The organism is Desulfovibrio sp. JC010, assembly GCF_010470675.1.
Taxonomy (GTDB): Bacteria; Desulfobacterota; Desulfovibrionia; order Desulfovibrionales; family Desulfovibrionaceae; genus Maridesulfovibrio.
Genome location: NZ_VOIQ01000019.1, coordinates 22340 through 43597, shown reverse-complemented (window position 1 = coordinate 43597; position 21258 = coordinate 22340). Strand labels below are relative to the sequence as shown.

Genomic DNA, 21258 nt, shown 5'->3' with positions numbered 1-21258 from the left:
TTTATTCCTTTCAGATCAAAGAACAGCCTTTCCCCAGCCGCTGATAATAATGAGCATTCCCAGCAAAGCAACAATTCCCCCGACTATATCTGTTATTGACAGGGACATTCCGTCTACGAATTTAAGCCATGCAAGGGCGGTTGCCACATATACACATCCATAGGCAGCATAGACACGTCCGCTGGCTGCCGGGTGTAGGGTCAAAAGCCATGCGAAAACAGCCAGACTCGCGGCGGCGGAATCAGCAGCCAGACTGGGCCGTCCTTGCGCAGCCAGTAGTAGGGTAAAAAGCAGCCTATGATCTCGGCCAGCGCAGTAACAACAAAGAGAAGAAATGTTTTTGCTATCAGCATGGTAATCTTTTTTATCCTTCAATTGTTTTGTCTTCATTTGGCAATAATGAAAAGACTATTATCTGTCCGTGAAGCTTCTTGACAAGATCAGCATATTTAGTAAATGCCTGCGGTCGGTTGCATATTCAGGCATGGCAAACATTTTAGTGTTGTGAGCCGGGCAAAAATTGCTGACCGACTCTAATACCGGGTTAATCTTGATATTGTTTGCAGTAAACAAAGAAGATTCTTTATCTATGATTGTAGATATTGACATTCATTTTCATTTCAGTAATGTCCTCATGCATCATAGGTCGAGGGAATGTCAATTTTTTTGATAAAATAACAAAAGGATAGTTATGTCTATTTCACTCAGAAAAATGCCAAAAAATCAAAAGGGAATTGTCTCTTCTGTCAACGCCAGCGGTGAACTGGGACGCAGAATCAGGGATATGGGACTTGTTCCGGGAACCGAGCTGGTTGTCGTTGGCCGTGCGCCTCTGAAAGATCCGGTAGCCCTGCGCATGAAGGGATTTACCCTGACCCTGCGCAATAATGAGGCTGACTACATAACAATTGACGTGGAGAATTAATCCATGGCTAAGAAATATTATGTAGCCGTATCCGGCCAGCCCAACTGCGGCAAAAGTACCATGTTCAATGCCCTGACCGGGGCTACTGCCCGTGTGGGGAACTATCCGGGTATCACCGTGGACCGCACTGAAGGACATTATGAAAAGGGTGATTTCCGGGCTGATCTGGTCGATCTTCCCGGAACTTACTCTCTGACTTCCTATTCCATGGAAGAAGTTGTCGCCCGTGATGTGATTGTTGACGAGATGCCGGATGTGGTTATCAACATGCTGGATGCGACTTCTCTTGAGCGGTCACTCTATCTTGCGGTGCAGTTTATGGAAATCGGTGTTCCGGTGGTTCTCGGCCTGAACATGATGGACGAGGTGCGCAAAAAAGGCATCCGCATTGATTCCGAAAAACTTTCCGAACTGCTCGGCGTTCCGGTTGTGGAGTGCGTGGCCCGCAAAGGCGAAGGCCGCGACGAACTCATGGAGCACGTCAAGGAAGTCGCTGACAGGACTGGCGGCAAATGGACACCCATGGATATTTCCTACGGCCATGACCTTGATCAGGCCATTGAGGAAATGAGTGAGCTCATCAAAGAGAACAATTTTATGACCGACCGCTACAATCCGCACTGGCTGGCGGTCAAATATATTGAAGAAGATGAAATCATTCTTGAAAACGGCCAGAAAGTAAATCCTCAGGTGGCCCTCTTGCTGGAAAGCAAGGTCAAAGAAGTTGCGGAACACATCAAGAAAACCATGGACACTTATCCTGAAGCAGTGCTGGCCGACTACCGCTACGGGTTCATCAACTCACTGCTCAAGCAGGGAGTAATCAGCCGCGAAGACAACCTGCGTTTCGATAACTCCGATAAAGTGGATATGATCCTGACCCACAAACTTCTCGGCCCCCTGATCATGCTGGCGGTGATGTACGGTATGTTCTACATCACCTTTAACGTGGGTGCTATCCCGCAGGGCTGGGTTGAAGACGGTTTCGGCTGGATTTCCGGTGTGGTTGATACGCTCATGCCGGATGGACTCCTCAAATCCATGATTATCTCCGGGGCCATCGACGGCGTGGGCGCGGTCATGGGCTTTACCCCGCTGATCCTGATCATGTTCGCTATGCTCGTTTTTCTGGAGGACCTCGGCTACATGGCCCGCGTTTCTTATATGGTTGACCGGGTTTTCCGGGCCTTCGGCCTGCACGGCATGTCCATCATGCCCTTCATTATGTCCGGGGGACTTCCCGGCGGCTGCGCTGTTCCCGGAGTCATGACCTGCCGGACCCTGCGCAGTCCCAAGGAACGCATCGCCACCATCCTCACCGCACCGTTCATGGTCTGCGGAGCGAAAACCACCGCCTATATCCTCATTGTCGGAGCATTTTACCCTGATAACGCCACGGATGTAATGTTCGGTATTGTCCTGCTTTCGTGGGTGCTGGCCCTGTGCGTGGGCCGTCTGCTGCGCTGGACCGTGCTCAAAGGTGAGGCCACTCCCTTTGTCATGGAACTGCCGCCTTACCGCATCCCCACCCTGCGCGGGGTTGCCATCCATACCTGGGACCGTGTCTGGGAATACATCAAAAAAGCCGGGACCGTCATTCTGGCCATTTCTGTGCTCATGTGGGCTTTGATGACATTCCCGCAGCCGACTCCGGGTCAGGTGGCGGCTTTCGATACCCAGCGTGCGCAGGTCACCGAGCAGAGCAAAACATGGAGTGGGACTCCTGAAGAGGTAAAAACAAAACTTGATGACGCCCTTGCCAGGATCAGTAACAGAGAAGGCGAGGAAGCCCTGAAAAATTCCTACGCCGGACAGATAAGTGAGGCTATCACCCCTGTAACTGATCCCGCAGGATTTCCGTGGCAGGCCAACATCGCCTTTATCGGGGCGTTCGCGGCCAAGGAGGTTTTTGTCTCGACCATGTCAACGGCTTATTCTCTTGGCGAGGAAGATCCCGAGGACGCGACTTCGCTCAGTGCCAAGCTGGCGGCGGACCCGGCCTGGACACCTGCGGTCATCTGGTCGGTAATCGTCTTTCTGCTGGTTTACGTGCCATGCATGGTCACGGTGGCGGTAATCATCCGCGAAACCAATTGGAAATGGGGGCTGTTCTCGGTCTTCGGTTCACTCGGTTTCGGTTACGCTCTGGCTGTCATTGTCTATCAGGCTGGCACCTCACTCGGTTTCGGTTAAATCAAGAATGCTGAAAACCGCATGCTTTGCTTGGGCAGGGCATGCGGTTTTTCTTTATTTTGATGCACTACTATACTGTCTGATTGATTTTGAAAGTTAAATTCATTTGAAACGAGGTTAAAATGAGTAAAAAATCGTACAAACACGCAACTTTGTTCAGCCTGCTTATCGCAGGGCTGTTTATGCAACTGAGTGTAGTAACAGCCCATGCCGGACCTACCTACGCTCCTGAAAAAATCGCAGCGGTGATGGTCGGGGACCGTGTGGTTGATATTGCTCTTGGTCTGGGAGTTATTCCTCAGGCTATGGTGATCAGGGGATCACAATGGGAAAAGGGAGCACAGTTGAAACTGGCAACTGACATATTGGGTTGCCCACTATACGCAACTAAGAAAAAGCCCAAAGCCGTTGCCGCATATATGAAAAAGTATGGTTTGAAGAAAATTATTGTTGAAAAAAGTCCGCAGTTCTGCCTGCACAAGAAAAAAGTTAACCCTGTGAATATTGTTGGTTTGGTAGCCGACGTTCCCGGAGTGCAGGTTGAATATGTGGATTTTTCCCAAGGAGTAGCTTCAGCCATTAAGCAGATAGCTTTAATACTGGATAAAGAGCAGCTGGGAATTGACCTTGTCCAAAAATATGAAAAGGGCATGGAGTCAATTAAAGTTGCAAATCTTGGAAAGCGGGTGCTTGTGCTCAAAGGGCTGAACATGGCTTCAGGCAAATATTTTGTTCAGGTTGAGGCCCCCGGAGGATACTCTGACCACTACATACTTTCCAAACTCGGTTGCGAAAACATTGGCGCAAAAATTTTCAGTAAAAAAATGAAGGTAAGTAAAGGTTTTGCGACCAAGAGAAAATTTACCGATCTCGATCAGGCCAATCCCGATGTTATTGTCATCACCGGTGATGCTGATGCCGTTCAGCGGGCTATAGCCAAGGCCCTAAAGGACAAACCGTCCCTTGCTGAAGTTCCGGCAATTAAGAATGGGGCCGTAATATGCCTGCCCATGTACGTTGATTCCAGTGTGTTGGAGTATCCGAAAATATTCAGACAATGGAAGAACGCGCTGTCCATGTAAAAAAAAATCTGTCCCTATATCGCACAGGTATGAGAAATGACAATGAAATTAAAAACGATACAGTTAATACTATTGATTCTGCTATCGAGCATGGCCTTCCCCACATTGGGATCAGCGGAAACCGACGAGGATTCCTCCATGACAAAATACGGCAGCCTCAAAGCCAATTTCAGGGCCTATTATCTGACCCACCGGGACAAGGAAGGTGAGTTTTTTGACGCCAACATTTCCGAGTCGCTGGCCCTTGGCGGCAGCCTTGAATACGAATCTCCCAAGTTCGGGGATATTTTCAGCTTCGGACTGACCGGATACGGGGTTACCCCGGTGGGCGTCTTCGACCAGAAAGACCGGGGCGGCACGGAATTGCTGGACGACAACAATGAAGGCTACGCCGTACTCGGTAAGGCTTACGCCCTGCTCGAACATTGGGATTCTTACATTAAAGTTTATCGGCAGGACCTTGAAACCCCGCTCATCAACGGTGACGACGACAAGATGGTCCCCAACCTGTTTGAAGCCTATACCGCCGGAACCTCCCTTCTCCCGGATGTAAATTTTACCCTCGGTTATGTGGATAAAATGAAGGCCAAAAATTCGGATGTTTTTAAAAGCATGACCAGGCTGGCTGATGATGACGGAGTGCAGTCCCGGAACAGCGGTGTAATCATGGCAGGTCTTGAATGGACTCCGGCAGAATTTATCTCTACTCAGATTTGGAACTACAATTCCCCGGACTACATTAACATGGCCTTTGCCCAGATCGACCTGACCCACAGCATTAATGACGACCTTGAGATACACGGTTCAGTCATTGGGCTGGACCAGCGCAGTTCAGGTTCTCAGGACGGTGGAGACTTTAATTCCGCTGAGTTCGGGGTGCTGGCCGGATTTGTCTGGAAGGGCTTCGGCATAGATGTGGGTGGAACATTTGTGGACGACACACGGGACATTACCTGCCCCTGGGGCGGTGTGCCTTTCTTCACCTCCATGACCATTGCCGACAATGACCGCGCCGGAGAGCAGACTTTCTTTCTCGGAGCATCTTACGATTTCAGCGAAATCGGGGTGGACAATCTTAACGTGGCGGCCATGATTACCTTGTCTCAGACCCCGGATTCAGGACCCAACGCATCCCCGGATCAGAACGAATATGACTTTGAAATAGATTACGCATTCGACGGTGCGCTTGATGGGCTTTCCCTGACCAACCAGTACGCCTACCTTGATCAGGATGAGGGGCAGGGCGGCCAGGACGGTATGGAAGTGCGTTTGAAGTTTGAATATGAGCTGGATATTTTTAATAAATTACTTGCGAAATAAACCAATATTTAAATGGGTTGAAAAAGGCGCATCCTGATTTCAGGGTGCGCCTTGATTTATTCTCCCTGCGGCATGACCAGTTCAAGGGGAAAACCGTATTTTTGTGCCAGCCGGTCAAGAAATCCTGTTGATTTCAGCTGGCGCAGATTTGTGTTGAAAATATCAACCAGCTTATGCGCTTCAGGGTATTTTCGCGAGACCATGAGGTGCATTTTGTTGTTGCTATATGGGGTCCGGGAAAGACCGATGTTTTTTCCGATTTCCGGGTGTTTCCTGAAATATTCCATTGCTGCGAATTCATCAAAAACAGTCAGCTCGGCACGATTCAGATTGATCATCTTAAAGGCTGAATCCTGATTCTTGACCGTTTTGTATTTAATGCCTGCTTTTTTCCATGCTTCGAGATAGGACCAGCCGAGGAGGCCCAGCAGCCGGTAGTTTTTCAGGCTTTCCTGTCCCTGATAATCGTATGCGGGATTAAGCTTTTTGTTGAACACAACCGGATTGCGGGTCATGAACAGCGCATCGCTGAACAGTGCGAATCCTTCACGCTCTATTGTCTTGGTAAACGGGATTCCGCCAAAAGTTCTTCCGCTTTTTATTTGTTGAACACATCTGGCCCAGGGGAGTTCGATGTAGCGCACTTCTATGCCGGAGAGGGCAAATGCTTCAGTTACCACCTCATTGAAAAAAGCGGGTTCTCCGGGGCTTGTGCTGGCAAAGGGAGGCCAGTGGCTGCTGGCTATGGTCAGCGGCTCTGCGGCAGGTGCCGGGCTTGAGAACAAAAGAGCAGACAGCAGGAAACACAGCAGCAACATGCTTTTTAATTCCACTGGCGGACATTCTTGCTTTTCCATGTAAAGTGCTCCCCTGTATTTTTAGTCCGGATTTTAATATCCCGCTACAATTAATATTAAAAGTATTTATTCTGCAATATGTCTGTTTTCATGAAATCCTATGGTGATTTTGAAATTCTTTATCATTTAGATTGATGTTTAGGCAAGGTTGAAGTAGAGGCGTTGTATCAAACGTTAAACATGCAGGGAGAAATGTTGTTCTGTCAGGCTTAAGCTGTCTGCTGTCTGGATAGCATTGTGCCGTTATGAGAAAAAAATATTCCGTGACCAGAATTGTAGTGCTGATAATTGTTTCCACTACAACCGTAGCCTTAAGCCTGTTCGGTATTCTTGATTCTCTGGACTTGCGAGAGAAAAGCAATTCCCGGTTGCAGGATACGCAGGTCTTTTTGGCGGACAACCTGAGCATGACTCTGGCAGAGCCGTTGTGGTCGCTTGATATGGGAATGGTCCGTAAGCTTATGCTGGCGGCAATGGCTGAAAAACAGATCTGCACCATTCGTTTGAAATCTTCTGACAAGCTGCTGACCCTTAGGCGTGATTCCAATTGGCGACCACTGTTTGTTGATTCAGAGCAGAGCCGGTGCCGACTTGAACATGTGCGCACAGAACGGGATATCTGGACGGACAGCAGGCCCATTGCCAAGCTTGAAATTTGTTCCACGGATAAGTTTATTCATGAAGAGTTGCGCCGGATTTTTTTTGCTACCGCGTTGCGGGTGGTTGTTACGAATTTGTTTTTAATATTTTTGCTCTATTTCAGCCTGCGCCGGGTCATAATTCTGCCGCTTAAGTCTATTGAGAATTATGCCCGTAAAGTGCAGCAGGGCAGGAATGCCTATGTCCAAACCGGTCCCGGCGAAGAATTTGTCAGCGTTAAGAATTCCATCAAGGATATGGTTTGGGAACTAAGTGAAAGGTACGAAGAATTAGACAGGAGCACGGCGGAGTTGGCGCAGTTGAATTCCACTCTGGAGCATAAAGTCGGCAAACGCACTTCCGAGTTGCATGATGCCAAGGAAGCGGCAGAGCTGGCCAGCAGGGCCAAGAGTGATTTTCTGGCCAATATGAGCCATGAAATTCGTACCCCCATGAATGCTGTTCTCGGCATGGCCTATCTTGCTTCCAAAACCGATCTGGACAGTTCTCAGCGGCACTATATTGAAAAAATTGACAGTTCTGCCCGTTCATTACTTAAAATAATTAATGACATTCTTGATTTATCCAAGGTGGAAGCCGGAATGCTGCGTGTCGAGAAAACGCGCTTTCGTATTGACCAGATTCTGGAACAGGCTTGGACCGTGGTTTCATTCAAGGCCCATGAGAAAAAGCTCGAATTCCTGATCGATGTTGCCAGGGACGTTCCGGTAAGTCTGATGGGTGATCCTTTGCGCATTTCCCAGATACTCATAAACCTTTGCAACAATGCCGTTAAATTCAGCGAGCATGGTGGGATTCTGCTGGGCATAGCGGTTGTCCGGCGCAGTGATGAACGGGTAAAGCTGCGTTTTTCAGTGCGCGATGAGGGGATCGGCATGACCCCGGAGCAGATGACCGCTGTTTTTGAGCCATTTGCGCAGGCAGATATTTCCACCACCCGCAAGTTCGGCGGCACAGGGCTGGGCTTAAGTCTTTGCCGCCAGATTGTGGAGATTATGGGCGGTGAAATAGGGGTGGACAGCATTTACGGCGAAGGCAGTACTTTCTGGTTTGAAATGGATTTTGAGGTTGCCGGGCAGGAAGAAGAAAAAGAATATTTGGAAAGTTCATTCAAGGGGCTGCGTACTTTAATAGTGGATGATAATCCCACATCACTTTCCATTCTCAGGGAGATGTTTGAACAGGCCGGTCTGGAGGTTACTACGGCAGGGTCCGGGAATGAGGCTTTGGAGATTTTACGCAACATTCCTGACCGGGAATCATTCGGATTAGTGGCAATAGATTGGCGCATGCCCGGTATGGACGGTCTTGAGCTGGCGGCAAAAATTTCAGATGACGAAAATATTAGCAAGGTCCCGCCCATGATGCTGGTTTCCGCATACGCAGATAGATACCTTCTTGAGAGAATGGAGAAGTACGATTTTATAGGTCTTTTGTATAAGCCTGTGAATCCGGCATTGCTTCATGAACTGCTGGTGGCGAACTTCGGAACCCGGCATGAAATGCTGGCTTTGCAGGAAGAGTGCGCAACTGTCCCGGTTCCGTATCTGGAAGGGGCCAGTGTTCTAGTTGTGGAAGATAATGAAATAAACAGGACAGTGGTGCGCGAAATTCTGGCCGAGACAAGGGTGCGGGTTCATGAAGTTGAGGATGGCGGACAGGCCTTGGAATTTCTGGAAGAAAATGAAGTTGATGTTGTTTTGATGGACATTCAGATGCCCGTGATGGACGGCTATGAAGCCACTACGCGCATCAGGGAGCAGGAAAGATTCCGGGAACTGCCCATTGTTGCCATGACCGCCCATGCCATGACCGAGGATAAGGCCAGAAGTAAGGCAGTGGGTATGAACGGGCATGTTGCCAAGCCTTTTGATCCTGAAGATCTGTTCAAGGTTCTTTCCGGTCTTGTCAATGTAAAGACAGCCCCTCCGGCATCGTGGGAGTCCGGTGTGCGTGAAAAGGTCGCGGATTCCATAGAAAAATTTTGCAGCATCAGCGGAATTGATACCGCTGTCGGACTCAGGCGTGTCCGGGGCAATGAAAAATTGTATCGCCGCATGCTCGCCGACATAAGCGAGAACTTTTCCCATGCAGACCGGGAATTCCATAAATTGCTGGATTCTGGCGAGCGGGAGAAAGCCGTGATGCTGGCTCATACCATCAAAGGGTCCGCTGCGATGTTGGGTGCCTCTGATCTTGCTGAATCTTCCGGGATTCTTGAACTTGCAATCGCTCATGGAGATGACGATACGCAGGAGAAACTTGCCCAGTTCAGTGAAAAGCTTGCTGAAGTGATGGAGGGGCTTGAGACATTACGGGTGGAAGAAGCAGATTGCAGTTCGGTTTTTGTTTCAGAGTTTTCGAAGGGTCTGATTGATATAGCAGAGCTGCGCAACGGTCTTGCTGAAATGGAACCGCTTCTGGTTAAAGGTTCTCCGGTGGAGAGTATGGAAAAAATTAACGGACTGCGCTCCCTGTACTGGCCTGACAGCCTGTCCGTTGATTTGGAAAGCCTGTTTAAACATGTCTCCGGCTATGAATTTAAAAAAGGGATTGAACTGCTTGGTGTCATTGACCAAAAGCTTTTTGATATGGAGAGAGTAAAATGAATATGGCTTTGAAAAAAAAGGAATGTCCTGAAACTTTTGAATTGACAACCAAAGATCCGGGACAGCCTGTGGTACTCATAGTTGATGACAATAATCTCAATATCGACCTGATGGTTGAGGTCCTTAAGGATCAATACAGTTTGCAGGTCGCCCTGGATGGGCAGAGGTGTCTGGAGCTTCTGGAAAATTTTACCCCGGACATCATCCTGCTCGATGTAATGATGCCGGGCATGGACGGATATGAACTATGCAGGAGGCTTAAAAGCAACTCCGCTACGGCGAAGATTCCGGTCATCTTCATCACCGCCAGAACGCAGGAAGATAATGAGGCCGAAGGATTTGCCTGCGGTGCTGTGGATTATATTGCAAAGCCGATTTCACCGCCTGTGCTTCAGGCCAGAGTTGCCACCCACATTGAACTCAGCCGCAAGCAGAGTGCTTTTGAAGAACGCATAAACCGGCAGGTGCTGGAGATCAGGAATTCTCAGGAGGATGCGGTCTTTATGCTCGGAACTGCCGGGCATTATAATGACGACGATACCGGAGTCCATATCTGGCGCATGGCTGATTATTCCAAGGCTCTGGCTAAAGCGGTGCTCTGGCCAGTTGAACAGCAAAGGCTGATTCAGCTGGCGGCTTCCATGCACGATACCGGTAAAATAGGCATTCCTGATGCTATTTTGAAAAAGCCGGGCAAGCTGACAGAAGCGGAATGGGTGGAGATGCGCAAACATTCCGAACTGGGCCACAGGATACTTTCAGTTTCGAGCTGTCCTTTGTTCCAGATGGCTGCGGAGATCGCTCTGCACCACCATGAACGTTGGGACGGCGGCGGCTATCCGCATAACCTGAAAGGAGAAGAGATACCGGAAGTTGCCAGAATAGTAGCCGTGGCCGATGTTTTTGACGCACTGACCTCCAGCCGTCCTTACAAGGAGGCGTGGCCGGTAAAGAAGGCTTTTGAATATATAGCCGACAGCAAAGGTCACTTTGAGCCCAGACTGGCTGAAACATTTCTTTCCATTTCTGATCGCATACTGGAAATCAAAGAATACTGGGCTGCTGATGAATCGAAGATGCGTATTCTGAAATAACTGATTTTGCACATTGCTATATGCGATGAATGAAAATGATTTTTATAGTCGCTTAGGAGGAGAGGCCCGTCAGGCCTTGGAGGTATGTAGACTATGGTTAATGATCCCTTTCATAAAGAACAGCGTTTGCTGGATAAAGCCGCAGCAGCCTTAAAAGACGGAGAAGGCAGCGAGGCGGCGGCAAAGGGTGTTTTGAATTCTCTGCTTAAGGGGTACCGCAAGCTGCTTCGCCAGAGCAGGCGTCTGGTCACCATGGGTGATCGCATGCAGATGACCCTGAATGAAGTAAACCGCAACCTTACGGTCAGTGAGCAGAAATTTCGCGGTATATTTGAAAATGTTACCGAGGGAATTTATCGCTGCACCGCAGCCGGGGAGATTGTCGAAGCCAATCCGGCTCTGGCCGCCATGTTCGGCTACGACAGCCCTGAATCTTTTGTGGGTGAAGTAAAGAATATCAAAGCCCTGTTTTGTAATTCCAAAGATTATGCCCGTTATCAGAAGTCTCTTGAAACCGGGTTTTCCAGACGTTTGGAGGTGACAGCCTGCACCCCCGCAGGGAAGACCATCTGGGCGGAGATCAGTGCCAGTGTCATGCATGATTCCGATGACAGTGAATGCTCGGGTATTGTCGGTGTCCTCACAGATATAACCGAGCGCAGGAGCATGATGGAAGAACTCTGCCGACTGGCCCGCACCGACAGCATGACCGGCCTCTGGAACCGGGGCTATTTTATGGAGCTGGGCAACCGGGAGGTCCTGCGCAGCATCCGCAATATGGAAGCCTGCTCCCTGCTGCTTATCGATGTGGATTTTTTCAAGAAAGTCAACGACCGCTACGGACACGATGTGGGTGACAAGGTCTTGATAGAGCTGGCAGGCATCATGTCCGATTCGGTGCGCGAGACTGATCTGGTGGCCCGGATCGGGGGTGAGGAATTCGTTGCCCTGCTTCCGGGGACCAGTATGGGTGAAGCCCGCAATGTGGCCGGGCGGATGGCTCAAAATGTCCGTAATACCGTCATTGAGGCCGGAAAAGATGAATTCGGCATCACGATCAGCATGGGCCTTTCAACGCTTTGTCTTGGAGATGATCTTGAGCGGCTTATGAAGAACTCGGATATCGCCCTTTATGCCGCAAAGAAAAAAGGCCGGGACCGTGTAGAGGAGTATCGGGACAGCAGCACCCGGCTTTCCGGTATTGTACAAAGTGAAGCGGGCGGGGAGGTCCAGCCGCAATGAGTCATATTGTCAGTTTTCTGAATTACCTGATGAATTGGTCCGTGCAGCGCAAGATGCTTATCATTATGTTTTTTTTGACCATTATCGGCCCGCTCGGCCTGCTTGCAGCGATAGAAATGAAAGGGGCCAGATATGCCAGCGGTCTGCTCATGGGCATTCTCAGCCTTACGGTCCTGTTGCTGATCCCTTTTTCCCGCTGGATCAGCCGCATTGTGGCCTTGAAGCCCATTACTGAAATGAATGACCATTGCAACAGGCTTAAAAGCGGTGATTACTCTTTTGTTCAAGAGCCTCCGGCGGAAGTGGAAGGTCATGATTTCATCAACCTCAAGCGTAATATGTTCTGGATGGGCCATGCCATTGCGGCCAGAGAGCGGAAATTGGCCGACGCAAAAAGCAGGCTGGCTGAGGCCAAGCAGCAGATTGATGAAAGTATTGAGTATGCGAGTTTTATCCAGACCGCCTTTCTACCCGGTACCAATCGTCTGCAAAAGTTTTTACCCCGGAGTTTTCTGCTTTGGCAGCAGCGTGACAGTGTCGGCGGTGATTCGTACTGGTTCAAGGAATGGGGGGAAGGTTTTTTTGTCGGGGTTATTGATTGTACCGGGCATGGTGTTCCCGGAGCTTTCATGACCCTGATTGTGCAGTCCCTTTTAGACCGTTCATCCACTGTGCAGTCGGCCAGCCCGGCTGAAGTTCTGGGCAACATGAACAGGCAGATCAAGGAAGCTCTCAGCCAGCACGATAAAGAGTCCGGGTCCGATGACGGTATGGATTGTGCGCTTTGCTATCTGGACCCGGTAAATGGAAAAATGACCTTCGCCGGGGCCAACAATCCTCTCTACATCGCAGACAATGAGGGTGTCCGGCTGATTAAGGGAGACCGTTGCGGACTGGGCTATGTCCGCTCACCCGGTGATTTTGTTTTTACAGATCATGAACTGGAGTTGCGTCAGGGCATGCGTTTTTACCTGACCACTGACGGGATTACCGACCAGATCGGCGGGGAAAAGGGCTTCCCGTTTGGGAAGCGCAGACTGATGCGTTTTTTTGAAGAAAATTTTGATTCGCCCATTGCAGCGCAGGGCGAGTCTCTTGGAAGGGTTCTGGTTGGCTATCAGGGCCGTGAATCGCGCCGGGACGATGTTACCGTTCTGGGCTTTGAAATTATCTGACGGGAGCACAAGAATGTCGATGGAATTATATTCATATTATCAGGAAATGCAGAAACAGGGGACAATCCTTTACTTCAACGGCCCGGTTTCCCAGACAGTGGTTGAAGGGATTGCCGAACTGCTGCGGGACAAGCTGCGTGCGGATGAGACCGGCATGGGCTCTGTGCAGAGGGTCTTTGCCGTTCTGGTGGAGCAGATGCAGAACATCGTGCGTTACTCTGCTGAAAGGATTGAAGGCAATAAAGGATTTGACGGCGAAATAGCCTTTGGAACACTCATGGTCGGTCACGAGGAGGAAGACGGCAGCTACTATATCGCCTGCGGCAACCGGGTGAAAACTGCCGAGAGTACGGAAATCGCCAGAAGAATTGATATTCTTCAGGGGATGAACAAGGACGAGCTGAAGGCCTACTATAAAGAGTGCCGGAAAAAGAAAAAAGCCGACAGCGTTAAAGGAGCCGGGCTCGGTTTTATCGATATGGCCCGCAAATCCTCCCGTCCTCTGGATTATTCAATAACTCCCATCGACGGCGAAAATTCTTTTTTCATGATGAAAGTCGTGACTGTTTAGGATGGCAAAGATGAAAAAATATATAATAGAAGGGACAAAGTCGTCTCCGGCAATCAATCTGGACCCGGCAAGGAACCTTTTTGAAATCCGTGGTGAATCATACCCGGAAAATTGCTGGGCGTTTTACAAACCCATGTTTGAATGGCTGGAAAATTATTTTGCAAATGCTGCCCATGCTCCAATAGTGTTTGATATGGAGATTTTATATTTCAACAGTTCGTCCTCCAAGACGTTTATGGATTTCTTCGACCTGCTCGATGAACAGTCTGAAAACGGGCGTGAAGTTATCGTGAACTGGCGTTATCACGAAGAAAATGAGACTGCCATGGAATGCGGGGAGGAGTTTATGGAAGATGTATCCTCCATACAGTTCAATCTGGTGGAGTTCGGTGATTAAACTGAACAAATGAAAACCCCTCCTTAGTGCCGATGGCCGCTAAGGAGGGGTTTTCCGCAGGGATGGTTCAGTGAGGAGATGAGGGCTTTACTGAGAAATTTGGAAATGTTGACCCTGTTTTTAATCAGTGCAGGAAAGTAGCCAGATCAAAATGGGCGGCATCGGCCAGTTCCTGAGCTGCGTGTTGGAATTCATCTTCGCATTCACAGGTGAAAAGTTTTTGCAGGAGTTCCGGTTTGAGGATCTCTTCATCATAGGAAATGGTCATGCAACGGGTCAGCGGATTAAATCTGGTTCCGGTCATGCCGGGCATTTCCTCTCCCTTGGGTGGTCCGAAACCGTTGACTTTAACATATTTAACCACTTTGGGATTAACGATCAGCTCCATGCCGAATTTAAGTTTCAAGCTGCCCGGAGTATGTTTTTCAATATTTATATGGTCACGAAGACCAAGCATGAGTTCCAGATCCATACGTTTTTTCCCTTTTGAACAGCATAGTTAAACGTTTTAACGGTTGGTAGAAGCTTATGGTTTTATTCGTTTCAGCCTGTTCCTGATTTGAGTGCTCAATCGTTAACGGGCCACCATCACTGACAGGAAAGAAGGGGGGAGCCTCTACCTGTTTTTTTGAATACAAAAATACCCCGCAGCCGAAATCAAGGCGGCGGGCCATGCCGTAGGCGACCAGTAAATCCAGCACGCGCTGAATATCTTCGTGATCGACATCAGGAAAATCCGGCTTTGCCCGACTGAAGAAATCATCCACCGCCAGATATCCGTCAGTTCCTGCCAGTGCTTCGGCAACAGCGGCTAACGGGAGGGAAGCGATTTTTTTCATGTTGGTAGTCCCCTTGAACTGGGCTTTTTCATTTGCTTCGGACATGGCGACAATGAAATTCATTGTCAGAACAATGTCAAGGAAAAATATATTTTTAAATTTAATTTTTGGGTTAAATCAGATTTTTGTTTACTGAATTTAATTATGTTTTTACTGAGTCTTTCCCTGCTATTTGCATAATGCATAAATATTGATTTTTTGGATTCATTGACGGAATGAATCTGATAATGAGTGTCGTTTGCTTTTCGGAGCTATAGGAGATTCCAGCATGTTTAAATTAAGACTTGCCCATAAATTGACCGGTGCTTTCGCCGTCCTGCTTGCATGTGCTTTGATGCTTGGCGGAATGGGACTTTACAGTCTGCATACACTTTCCCAAAAAATGGAAGCCCGCAGTTCTCTGGATGAAATTATTTCAACCGGTCAGGAGGCTCAGTCGGCAGCCTTTGACTGGTTGATAAACCGCGAAACTTTTGCTGTGAGCAAAGACGGTAAGCACCCGGAACCTCTTCTTAAGTATGACGAGCTGTTCAAGAATCTGGAGGGGCAGATAGTTCTGATCAGCGGAAAACAGGATCAGGGGGCTGATGCACTGGCTGCCGGAAAATACAAAGCGGCATTTGAGTCCTTTCATAAAGCTTTTATCTCCTATCAGTCTCATTTCAATAAAGGAACTGAAATGGTCCGGGGGCTACGGGAAGCCTCTATAGGCATTCTCGCTAAAGCCCAGTCTCTGAACAAGGCTGTAGCCAGAAAATCACGGAAGCTGAAAAAGAAACTGGCTGCCGGACATAGCGATGCGGCTGCGTTGCAGTCCATTATGGTGGAAATGAATTTGCTTGCAGAGCAAAAAGAGATTGCCGCCATCCTGCTGAACAAACCTCTCGGCTTTCAGGAAATGGCCAAGGATTTTATTCTGTACAAAGATGAAGACAGCGGACGCGGCCTTATTGTTGATATGGAAAAACTGCTTGGAATCGACAAGGAAGCTACCATGGGTAAAAGTCTGCCTATGATGTCCGCAACCTTTCCTAATGGTCGTGAAGCCAAGCTTTTTAAGCAATTGACGGATTTAACTGCTGATTACCTGAACTCCTTTAAGGGATATTTTGCCGAGAACGGCAATATGAACAAAGCCATGGCCCAGATGGTTCAGGCGGAGATCGCGCTGCGTGATCTGGGCACCTCCATCAGGGAAGAGAGTGCCGGGGATTATGCAAAGGCGCAGCTTGCTGCGGAACAGCTTATGTGGTTGCTCTCCATATTGGCTGTTGCTGTTTCTTTTGTGTTGATTGCGTTGAATATGTTTGGTGTTGTCCGACCGATCAGGAAGATTGTCCGGGATATTAAACGGGTCGGCGATTCCATTGCTTCCGGCGGGGAAGATTTTAAATATCTTGAGAGCAAAAGCACCGATGAACTCGGTGATCTGGCCGGTTCATTCAACAGTATGCTCACTGCTATTGGAAGCAGCAATGCCGAAACAGCCAAGGCTTTTGCCGTGGCTGAAGGCGAGGCCGAGTCTGCCCGCAAGGCTCTTTCCAGAGCGCAGGAGGCTGAAGCAAAAGCGGCTGAAGCACGGAAAGAGGGTATTCTCCGGGCTGTGGCTTCCCTTGAGCGGATTGTTGAGTCTCTGGTGGGGGCCTCGGAAGACTTGTCAGACCAGATAGCCGGAGCGGCTGCCGGTTCGGAAGAGCTTCAGCAGCAGACCGCTTCGTCTTCCTCTGCATTGACCGAGCTTGGAGTCAGCATTCAGGAAGTTTCCAACAACAGCTCCGGCGCGGCGGAAAGTGCGGATCAGGTCATGCGTACTGCCAGAAGCGGGGCCGAGGTGGTGGATGATGCCAAGCAGGCTATTTTCGGAGTCAGGACCGAGACTGACACGCTCAAAACAAGTCTTGAGGATCTGAGTTCCCGTGCTGATGATATTGGGCAGATTATGACTGTGATCAACGAGATCGCGGACCAGACCAATTTACTGGCCCTTAACGCGGCTATTGAGGCCGCCCGTGCAGGCGAAGCCGGGCGCGGGTTTGCTGTTGTGGCTGATGAGGTGCGCAAGCTGGCGGAGAAAACGCTTCATGCCACCACTGATGTAGGCGATACCATTAAGGCTATCCAGCAGAGTACGGCCAAAAACATGAAAGGCATGGAAAGTGCCGAGCGGGCAGTGGCCAAAAGCACAGGGTTTGCAGAAGATGCCGAGCAGTCTTTGCGTGAAATAGTCAAGCACGCCGAAGAGTCCAACACGCAGGTGCATACAATCGCTTCGGCAGTGGATGAGCAGTCTGTTGCAGCGGATAATATCAGTATGGCAACCGAGAACATAAACACTTCCGCTATGGATATGGCTGAGACTATGTCCAGGTCAAGTTCTGCGACACAGGCTCTTAAAGAACTGGCAGCAGAACTTGATGATTTGATCGATTCGTTAAAGAACGAAGAGTGATTTGTGCCGAAGTATTCATACTAATTTAGGAGGTTGACTCTCCTGTCATAAATATATTATCGCCCACAGCAAGAGAAATAGACAATCGTTTTCAATTGCAATCGCATGTGTATGTCTTTTTTGGAAGATCAAAGTGCTTCCCTGATTACGTACCCCTAGGGGGAGTGCTTTGGTCTTTTAATGAGCGGACATACGGTACATTTATTAAATCCATCAAAAAGAAGGTTCCGCCATGCAAAAAGAACCGCAAACCGTATTCATTGAATATCTGAATAAAAATGGTTTGAACATCACCCCGCAACGCAGGGCAATTGTAGAGACATTTCTGGAGACCGAAGGTCATTTCACAGCTGAACAATTAGCCTCATATGTGCGTGAACGCACGCCTGAGATAGGTATGAGCACTGTATACCGGACATTGAAGCTTTTAGTGGACTCCGGGGTGGCCGACTGTCTTGATCTTGGAAACAAAGTAGATTTGTACGAGCATGCATACGGACATACCCATCACGATCATCTGGTCTGTACCAAGTGTGGAAAGAAGGTTGAGTTTACATGCGAATGTCTTGAGCGTCAGCAGGGTGTTTTTGCGGCAAGGCACGGATATGAATTGACCCGTCACCGGGTGGTCCTTTACGGCATTTGCTCCGAGTGTCAGGAAAAAGGTATTCCCACAGCCTGATTTTTTAAGAACAGCCGTCACGTGAATTTAAAATTTGAATTTTATTGATGAATTTATCCGCGAAAAATAATTTTTTTGCTTTTTTTTTGAAAAAAGAAAAGAAAATCCTTTAACTTTAACCAAAGCAAGAATGATAGGCAAATTTTATTTGTAAATTTATCCTTGCTATTTTTCACTTAAAAGAGCAAAAAAGATTTTCTTTTGGGTAATTGAGAAACGTATTCAAATTCATAATCGCCGATAACTGTATTCAACTTCAAAATCGTCGATAAATGAATTCAATTTCAAGATCATTACGGAGGGCGGATATGCCGGGACGTGGAAAAGGTCATGGACGTGGAAAAGGGCAGGGGCATGGCAGGAATTGCAAGTGCTGCACACTCAGGGAAGTAAGCTCTGGTAAAAAGGTAAAGATTCGCTGCCATCATGCCAAAGGTGCGGTTCGCCAGAGACTGCTTGATCTCGGCTTCGTACCTCAGACCGATATTGAAGTGATTCGCAGGGCTCCCCTTGGAGACCCCATTGAGTGCCGTGTTGCCAACTACAAGGTGGCACTTAGAAAATCAGAAGCCTGCCTCATTGAAGTTGAGCAGTACTAAGCCGGAATATACAGGACTAAAATAATGAGCAGCAGCAACGAGGCCCGCAAAGATAATCTTCTGGTCGGGCTGGCCGGACAGCAGAACGCCGGTAAATCGACGACTTTCAATATGCTTACCGGGGCGAACCAGCATATCGCCAACTATCCCGGTGTAACCGTGGACAAGAAGACAGGTTTCTACCGCTACAAAGATGTGCGGGTGGAAACCGTTGACCTTCCTGGAACTTACAGCCTGACTTCCTTTTCACTGGAAGAGCGGGTTGCCCGCGACTTTCTGCTTACCGAGCAGCCTGATGTCATTGTCAATGTTCTGGATTCCTCATCCCTGAAACGCAGCCTGTATTTTACTTTGCAGGTGCTGGAAATGGATTTTCCCATTGCCGTGGCCCTGAACATGATGGACGTTGCCAAGCGTAACGGAACCCATGTGGATGTGGAGAAGCTCAGCCACCGTCTGGGTGTTGACGTCATCCCCACTGTGGGCCGCCGGGGCAAGGGTAAGAACGAACTCCGTGACGCCATTATCGCCACCGCCAACAGGAAGGAACATAATGTTCTGCGCGTGACCTACGAAGAGCTGGAGCCCGAAGTTGCCGCTCTTGAAGAGGAGCTTGGCAAAACAAAGATGCAGGGCAAATATCCCCTGCGCTGGATGGCGGTCAAACTCATTGAGGGCGACAGTGAAGCGCAGCGCATTGTGCGCGAAGAGCTCGGCGAAAACAGCGCAGCGCAGACCAAGGCGAACGAGATCAGGGACAAGTTCGAGGAAGACCATTACATGGATGTCGCCGATTTCATGCTCGGCTGCCGTGACCGCCTTGCCACCGATATTGTCGAATCCTGCGTGACTGAAGAGAAAGAAGGCCGCGACACAATTACCGACATGATCGATAATATCGTCCTGAACCGCTTTGCCGCTCCTTTTTTTCTGGTGGCTACTGTTTTCGTCATTTACCAGCTTGCCATTGTGCAGGGCTATGAGCTGACCAACTACTGGTGGCCTTACCTCGCCAAAGTGAGAAGTTTCATCGCTGATCTCCTGCCCGCTGCCGGATTGCTGGAAGATCCCTATGTCCGTTCCATGGGCTTGTGGATGGTGGACTCCGCCAACGGTCTGCTCAACTATATTCCTATTTTTGTGATCCTCTTTTCGCTGATCGCCATACTGGAAGACAGCGGATACATGGCCCGTATCGCTTTTATTCTGGATAAACTTTTCCATTCCTTCGGTCTGCACGGGCAGTCGACCCTACCTTATATTCTGGGCGGCGTATTCGCCGGGGGCTGTGCGGTTCCCGGTGTTATGGCTACCAAAGGTATCCCGGACGAGCGTTCCAGAATGGCTACTATTCTCACTGTTCCGTACATGAACTGCCTGGCCAAGATTCCGTTTTATACTTTGCTGATCAACGTATTTTTTGTTGAGTATAAATCGTGGGCCATGCTTTTTCTGTCCACTTTTACCATCTTCGCGGCCCTGCTGATTTCAAAGCTTTTGACCTCCACGGTGCTCAAAACCATGGAGACCGCTCCCTTTGTCATGGAACTGCCCAAGTACCATCCCCCTACCCTGTTCGGAGTAGGGCAGAGGGCTGTTGAGCGCACATGGCAGTACATCAAGAAGGTCGGTTCCATTGTTGTTGCCGTTTCCGTCTGCGTGTTCACCCTGCTTCAGTTCCCCGGCCTTCCGGCTGAGAAGATGGCTGAATTCGAGGGGCGTATGGATCAGGCTCTGGTGACCTTCCAGACCAAAATCAAGAAAAGTTCCTATGCCGGACAGTTTGGCGATGTTCAGTCTGTTGTGAACCTGCTCAACCTGTACCACGACTACAAGAACGACAAGATGTCCATCCGCGGCAAGGAAGCTTCACTGGCTCTTAATGACAAGTACAAAGCTGAATATCCGGGCATGTACATGTTCCTCAAGCCCGGAGCGGATAAGGACGCCAAGGTTGTGAACCGTGCTTTGCGTAAACTTTCTTCCTCCCGTAAGTCATTGCGCCGTGAGATGAAGGAAGTCCGCATCAGCAACAGCTTTCTGGGCATGGTCGGGCGCAGCCTTGAACCTGTGACCCAGTGGGCCGGGTTCAACTGGAAAATCAACGTGGCGATCATGTCATCCTTTGCGGCCCGTGAATCCAGCGTTGCCACCATCGGTGTGCTTTACCAGCAGGGCGCGGATGAAAATAAAAGCCTTGAAGAGCGCGTGGGCAGCGAGTCCGGCGAAGGCGGATTCACCCCGCTGCACGCTCTGGCGGTCATGATTTTCTTCGCCCTTTACCCGCCTTGTCTGGCGACCACCATCATGATCAAAGTCCAGACCGGATCGTATAAATGGATGACCTTCTCCATTCTTTTTCCTACCGCCCTCGGCTTTCTGGCTGCATCGGTGGTTTATACCGGCGGCAGTGCCGCGAACCTAAGCGGAATCCAGATGATGGGGATATTCTACGGATTCACGGTTCTGCTGACCATTGCGCTGGGGCTGTTCAACAGCTGGCGCAAGGACCCGGAACCGCTGCCTGATTTCAGCGGACGGGTGACCGAGTAATAAGTCTGAAA

The 21258-nt window shown here is 49.3% G+C and carries 17 protein-coding genes and 1 pseudogene; 14 read left to right on the top strand and 4 right to left on the bottom strand.

Annotation, left to right across the window (positions count from 1 at the left end; genetic code table 11):
• Positions 1–93: 93 nt before the first annotated feature.
• Positions 94–353, bottom strand: a pseudogene (locus FMR86_RS18240) (YnfA family protein); the annotation flags it as partial.
• Between the two features lie 338 nt (positions 354–691).
• On the opposite strand from FMR86_RS18240, the gene FMR86_RS18235 reads away from it, so the two are divergent.
• From FMR86_RS18235 to FMR86_RS18220, 4 genes are all read left to right on the top strand, one after another.
• Positions 692–925, top strand: a complete 234-nt coding sequence (locus FMR86_RS18235) for a FeoA domain-containing protein (protein ID WP_163352838.1) — start codon at positions 692–694, stop codon at positions 923–925.
• A 3-nt stretch (positions 926–928) separates the two neighbouring features.
• Positions 929–3118 carry a ferrous iron transport protein B gene (gene feoB, locus FMR86_RS18230; protein WP_163352837.1) on the top strand — a complete coding sequence of 730 codons (2190 nt, stop codon included), beginning with the start codon at positions 929–931 and terminating at the stop codon, positions 3116–3118.
• A gap of 122 nt (positions 3119–3240) precedes the next feature.
• Positions 3241–4200 (top strand): ABC transporter substrate-binding protein, encoded by a 960-nt coding sequence (locus FMR86_RS18225; protein WP_163352836.1) that lies wholly within the window; start codon positions 3241–3243, stop codon positions 4198–4200.
• 138 nt (positions 4201–4338) lie between these two features.
• Complete coding sequence (locus FMR86_RS18220; RefSeq protein ID WP_163352835.1) at positions 4339–5520, top strand: OprD family outer membrane porin; 1182 nt, start codon at positions 4339–4341, stop codon at positions 5518–5520.
• Between the two features lie 56 nt (positions 5521–5576).
• Here the strand turns inward: FMR86_RS18220 and FMR86_RS18215 are convergent, their stop codons facing one another.
• The gene (locus FMR86_RS18215) at positions 5577–6377 is read right to left on the bottom strand and encodes an ABC transporter substrate-binding protein (RefSeq protein ID WP_163352834.1); all 801 of its coding nucleotides are present in this window, start codon (positions 6375–6377) and stop codon (positions 5577–5579) included.
• Between the two features lie 245 nt (positions 6378–6622).
• Between FMR86_RS18215 and FMR86_RS18210 the strand changes: the two genes are divergently transcribed.
• From FMR86_RS18210 to FMR86_RS18185, 6 genes are all read left to right on the top strand, one after another.
• Positions 6623–9646, top strand: a complete 3024-nt coding sequence (locus tag FMR86_RS18210; protein WP_163352833.1) for a hybrid sensor histidine kinase/response regulator — start codon at positions 6623–6625, stop codon at positions 9644–9646.
• Complete coding sequence (locus tag FMR86_RS18205; RefSeq protein ID WP_239057289.1) at positions 9643–10740, top strand: HD domain-containing phosphohydrolase; 1098 nt, start codon at positions 9643–9645, stop codon at positions 10738–10740. Before FMR86_RS18210 ends, FMR86_RS18205 begins: the two co-directional genes overlap by 4 nt.
• Positions 10741–10833: 93 nt before the next feature.
• Complete coding sequence (locus tag FMR86_RS18200; RefSeq protein ID WP_163352832.1) at positions 10834–11982, top strand: sensor domain-containing diguanylate cyclase; 1149 nt, start codon at positions 10834–10836, stop codon at positions 11980–11982.
• Positions 11979–13157: a PP2C family protein-serine/threonine phosphatase gene (locus tag FMR86_RS18195; protein ID WP_163352831.1), complete on the top strand. Its 1179-nt coding sequence runs from the start codon at positions 11979–11981 to the stop codon at positions 13155–13157. Before FMR86_RS18200 ends, FMR86_RS18195 begins: the two co-directional genes overlap by 4 nt.
• A gap of 13 nt (positions 13158–13170) precedes the next feature.
• Positions 13171–13728 (top strand): SiaB family protein kinase, encoded by a 558-nt coding sequence (locus FMR86_RS18190; RefSeq protein WP_163352830.1) that lies wholly within the window; start codon positions 13171–13173, stop codon positions 13726–13728.
• A gap of 10 nt (positions 13729–13738) precedes the next feature.
• The gene (locus tag FMR86_RS18185) at positions 13739–14125 is read left to right on the top strand and encodes a DUF1987 domain-containing protein (RefSeq protein WP_163352829.1); all 387 of its coding nucleotides are present in this window, start codon (positions 13739–13741) and stop codon (positions 14123–14125) included.
• A 124-nt stretch (positions 14126–14249) separates the two neighbouring features.
• Here the strand turns inward: FMR86_RS18185 and FMR86_RS18180 are convergent, their stop codons facing one another.
• Positions 14250–14597 (bottom strand): hypothetical protein, encoded by a 348-nt coding sequence (locus FMR86_RS18180; protein WP_163352828.1) that lies wholly within the window; start codon positions 14595–14597, stop codon positions 14250–14252.
• The gene (locus tag FMR86_RS18175; protein ID WP_163352827.1) at positions 14566–14964 is read right to left on the bottom strand and encodes a hypothetical protein; all 399 of its coding nucleotides are present in this window, start codon (positions 14962–14964) and stop codon (positions 14566–14568) included. The genes FMR86_RS18180 and FMR86_RS18175 overlap by 32 nt, the downstream gene beginning before the upstream one ends.
• A gap of 268 nt (positions 14965–15232) precedes the next feature.
• On the opposite strand from FMR86_RS18175, the gene FMR86_RS18170 reads away from it, so the two are divergent.
• From FMR86_RS18170 to feoB (FMR86_RS18155), 4 genes are all read left to right on the top strand, one after another.
• Complete coding sequence (locus FMR86_RS18170; RefSeq protein WP_163352826.1) at positions 15233–17413, top strand: methyl-accepting chemotaxis protein; 2181 nt, start codon at positions 15233–15235, stop codon at positions 17411–17413.
• 232 nt (positions 17414–17645) lie between these two features.
• A complete protein-coding gene (locus FMR86_RS18165) occupies positions 17646–18095 on the top strand; it encodes a Fur family transcriptional regulator (protein WP_163352825.1) in 450 nt (149 codons plus the stop codon).
• Between the two features lie 308 nt (positions 18096–18403).
• Positions 18404–18694 (top strand): FeoA family protein, encoded by a 291-nt coding sequence (locus FMR86_RS18160; RefSeq protein WP_163352824.1) that lies wholly within the window; start codon positions 18404–18406, stop codon positions 18692–18694.
• Positions 18695–18718: 24 nt separating this feature from the next.
• Positions 18719–21247 carry a ferrous iron transport protein B gene (feoB, locus tag FMR86_RS18155; protein WP_163352823.1) on the top strand — a complete coding sequence of 843 codons (2529 nt, stop codon included), beginning with the start codon at positions 18719–18721 and terminating at the stop codon, positions 21245–21247.
• Positions 21248–21258 lie beyond the last annotated feature (11 nt).

What these genes read in the sequence shown, in the direction of transcription:
- FMR86_RS18235 (WP_163352838.1), top strand. Translation starts at nt 692, where the DNA reads ATGTCTATTTCACTCAGAAAAATGCCAAAAAATCAAAAGGGAATTGTC.
- feoB (WP_163352837.1), top strand. Translation starts at nt 929, where the DNA reads ATGGCTAAGAAATATTATGTAGCCGTATCCGGCCAGCCCAACTGCGGC.
- FMR86_RS18225 (WP_163352836.1), top strand. Translation starts at nt 3,241, where the DNA reads ATGAGTAAAAAATCGTACAAACACGCAACTTTGTTCAGCCTGCTTATC.
- FMR86_RS18220 (WP_163352835.1), top strand. Translation starts at nt 4,339, where the DNA reads ATGACAAAATACGGCAGCCTCAAAGCCAATTTCAGGGCCTATTATCTG.
- FMR86_RS18215 (WP_163352834.1), bottom strand. Translation starts at nt 6,377, where the DNA reads ATGGAAAAGCAAGAATGTCCGCCAGTGGAATTAAAAAGCATGTTGCTG.
- FMR86_RS18210 (WP_163352833.1), top strand. Translation starts at nt 6,623, where the DNA reads ATGAGAAAAAAATATTCCGTGACCAGAATTGTAGTGCTGATAATTGTT.
- FMR86_RS18205 (WP_239057289.1), top strand. Translation starts at nt 9,643, where the DNA reads ATGAATATGGCTTTGAAAAAAAAGGAATGTCCTGAAACTTTTGAATTG.
- FMR86_RS18200 (WP_163352832.1), top strand. Translation starts at nt 10,834, where the DNA reads ATGGTTAATGATCCCTTTCATAAAGAACAGCGTTTGCTGGATAAAGCC.
- FMR86_RS18195 (WP_163352831.1), top strand. Translation starts at nt 11,979, where the DNA reads ATGAGTCATATTGTCAGTTTTCTGAATTACCTGATGAATTGGTCCGTG.
- FMR86_RS18190 (WP_163352830.1), top strand. Translation starts at nt 13,171, where the DNA reads ATGTCGATGGAATTATATTCATATTATCAGGAAATGCAGAAACAGGGG.
- FMR86_RS18185 (WP_163352829.1), top strand. Translation starts at nt 13,739, where the DNA reads ATGAAAAAATATATAATAGAAGGGACAAAGTCGTCTCCGGCAATCAAT.
- FMR86_RS18180 (WP_163352828.1), bottom strand. Translation starts at nt 14,597, where the DNA reads ATGGATCTGGAACTCATGCTTGGTCTTCGTGACCATATAAATATTGAA.
- FMR86_RS18175 (WP_163352827.1), bottom strand. Translation starts at nt 14,964, where the DNA reads ATGAAAAAAATCGCTTCCCTCCCGTTAGCCGCTGTTGCCGAAGCACTG.
- FMR86_RS18170 (WP_163352826.1), top strand. Translation starts at nt 15,233, where the DNA reads ATGTTTAAATTAAGACTTGCCCATAAATTGACCGGTGCTTTCGCCGTC.
- FMR86_RS18165 (WP_163352825.1), top strand. Translation starts at nt 17,646, where the DNA reads ATGCAAAAAGAACCGCAAACCGTATTCATTGAATATCTGAATAAAAAT.
- FMR86_RS18160 (WP_163352824.1), top strand. Translation starts at nt 18,404, where the DNA reads ATGCCGGGACGTGGAAAAGGTCATGGACGTGGAAAAGGGCAGGGGCAT.
- feoB (WP_163352823.1), top strand. Translation starts at nt 18,719, where the DNA reads ATGAGCAGCAGCAACGAGGCCCGCAAAGATAATCTTCTGGTCGGGCTG.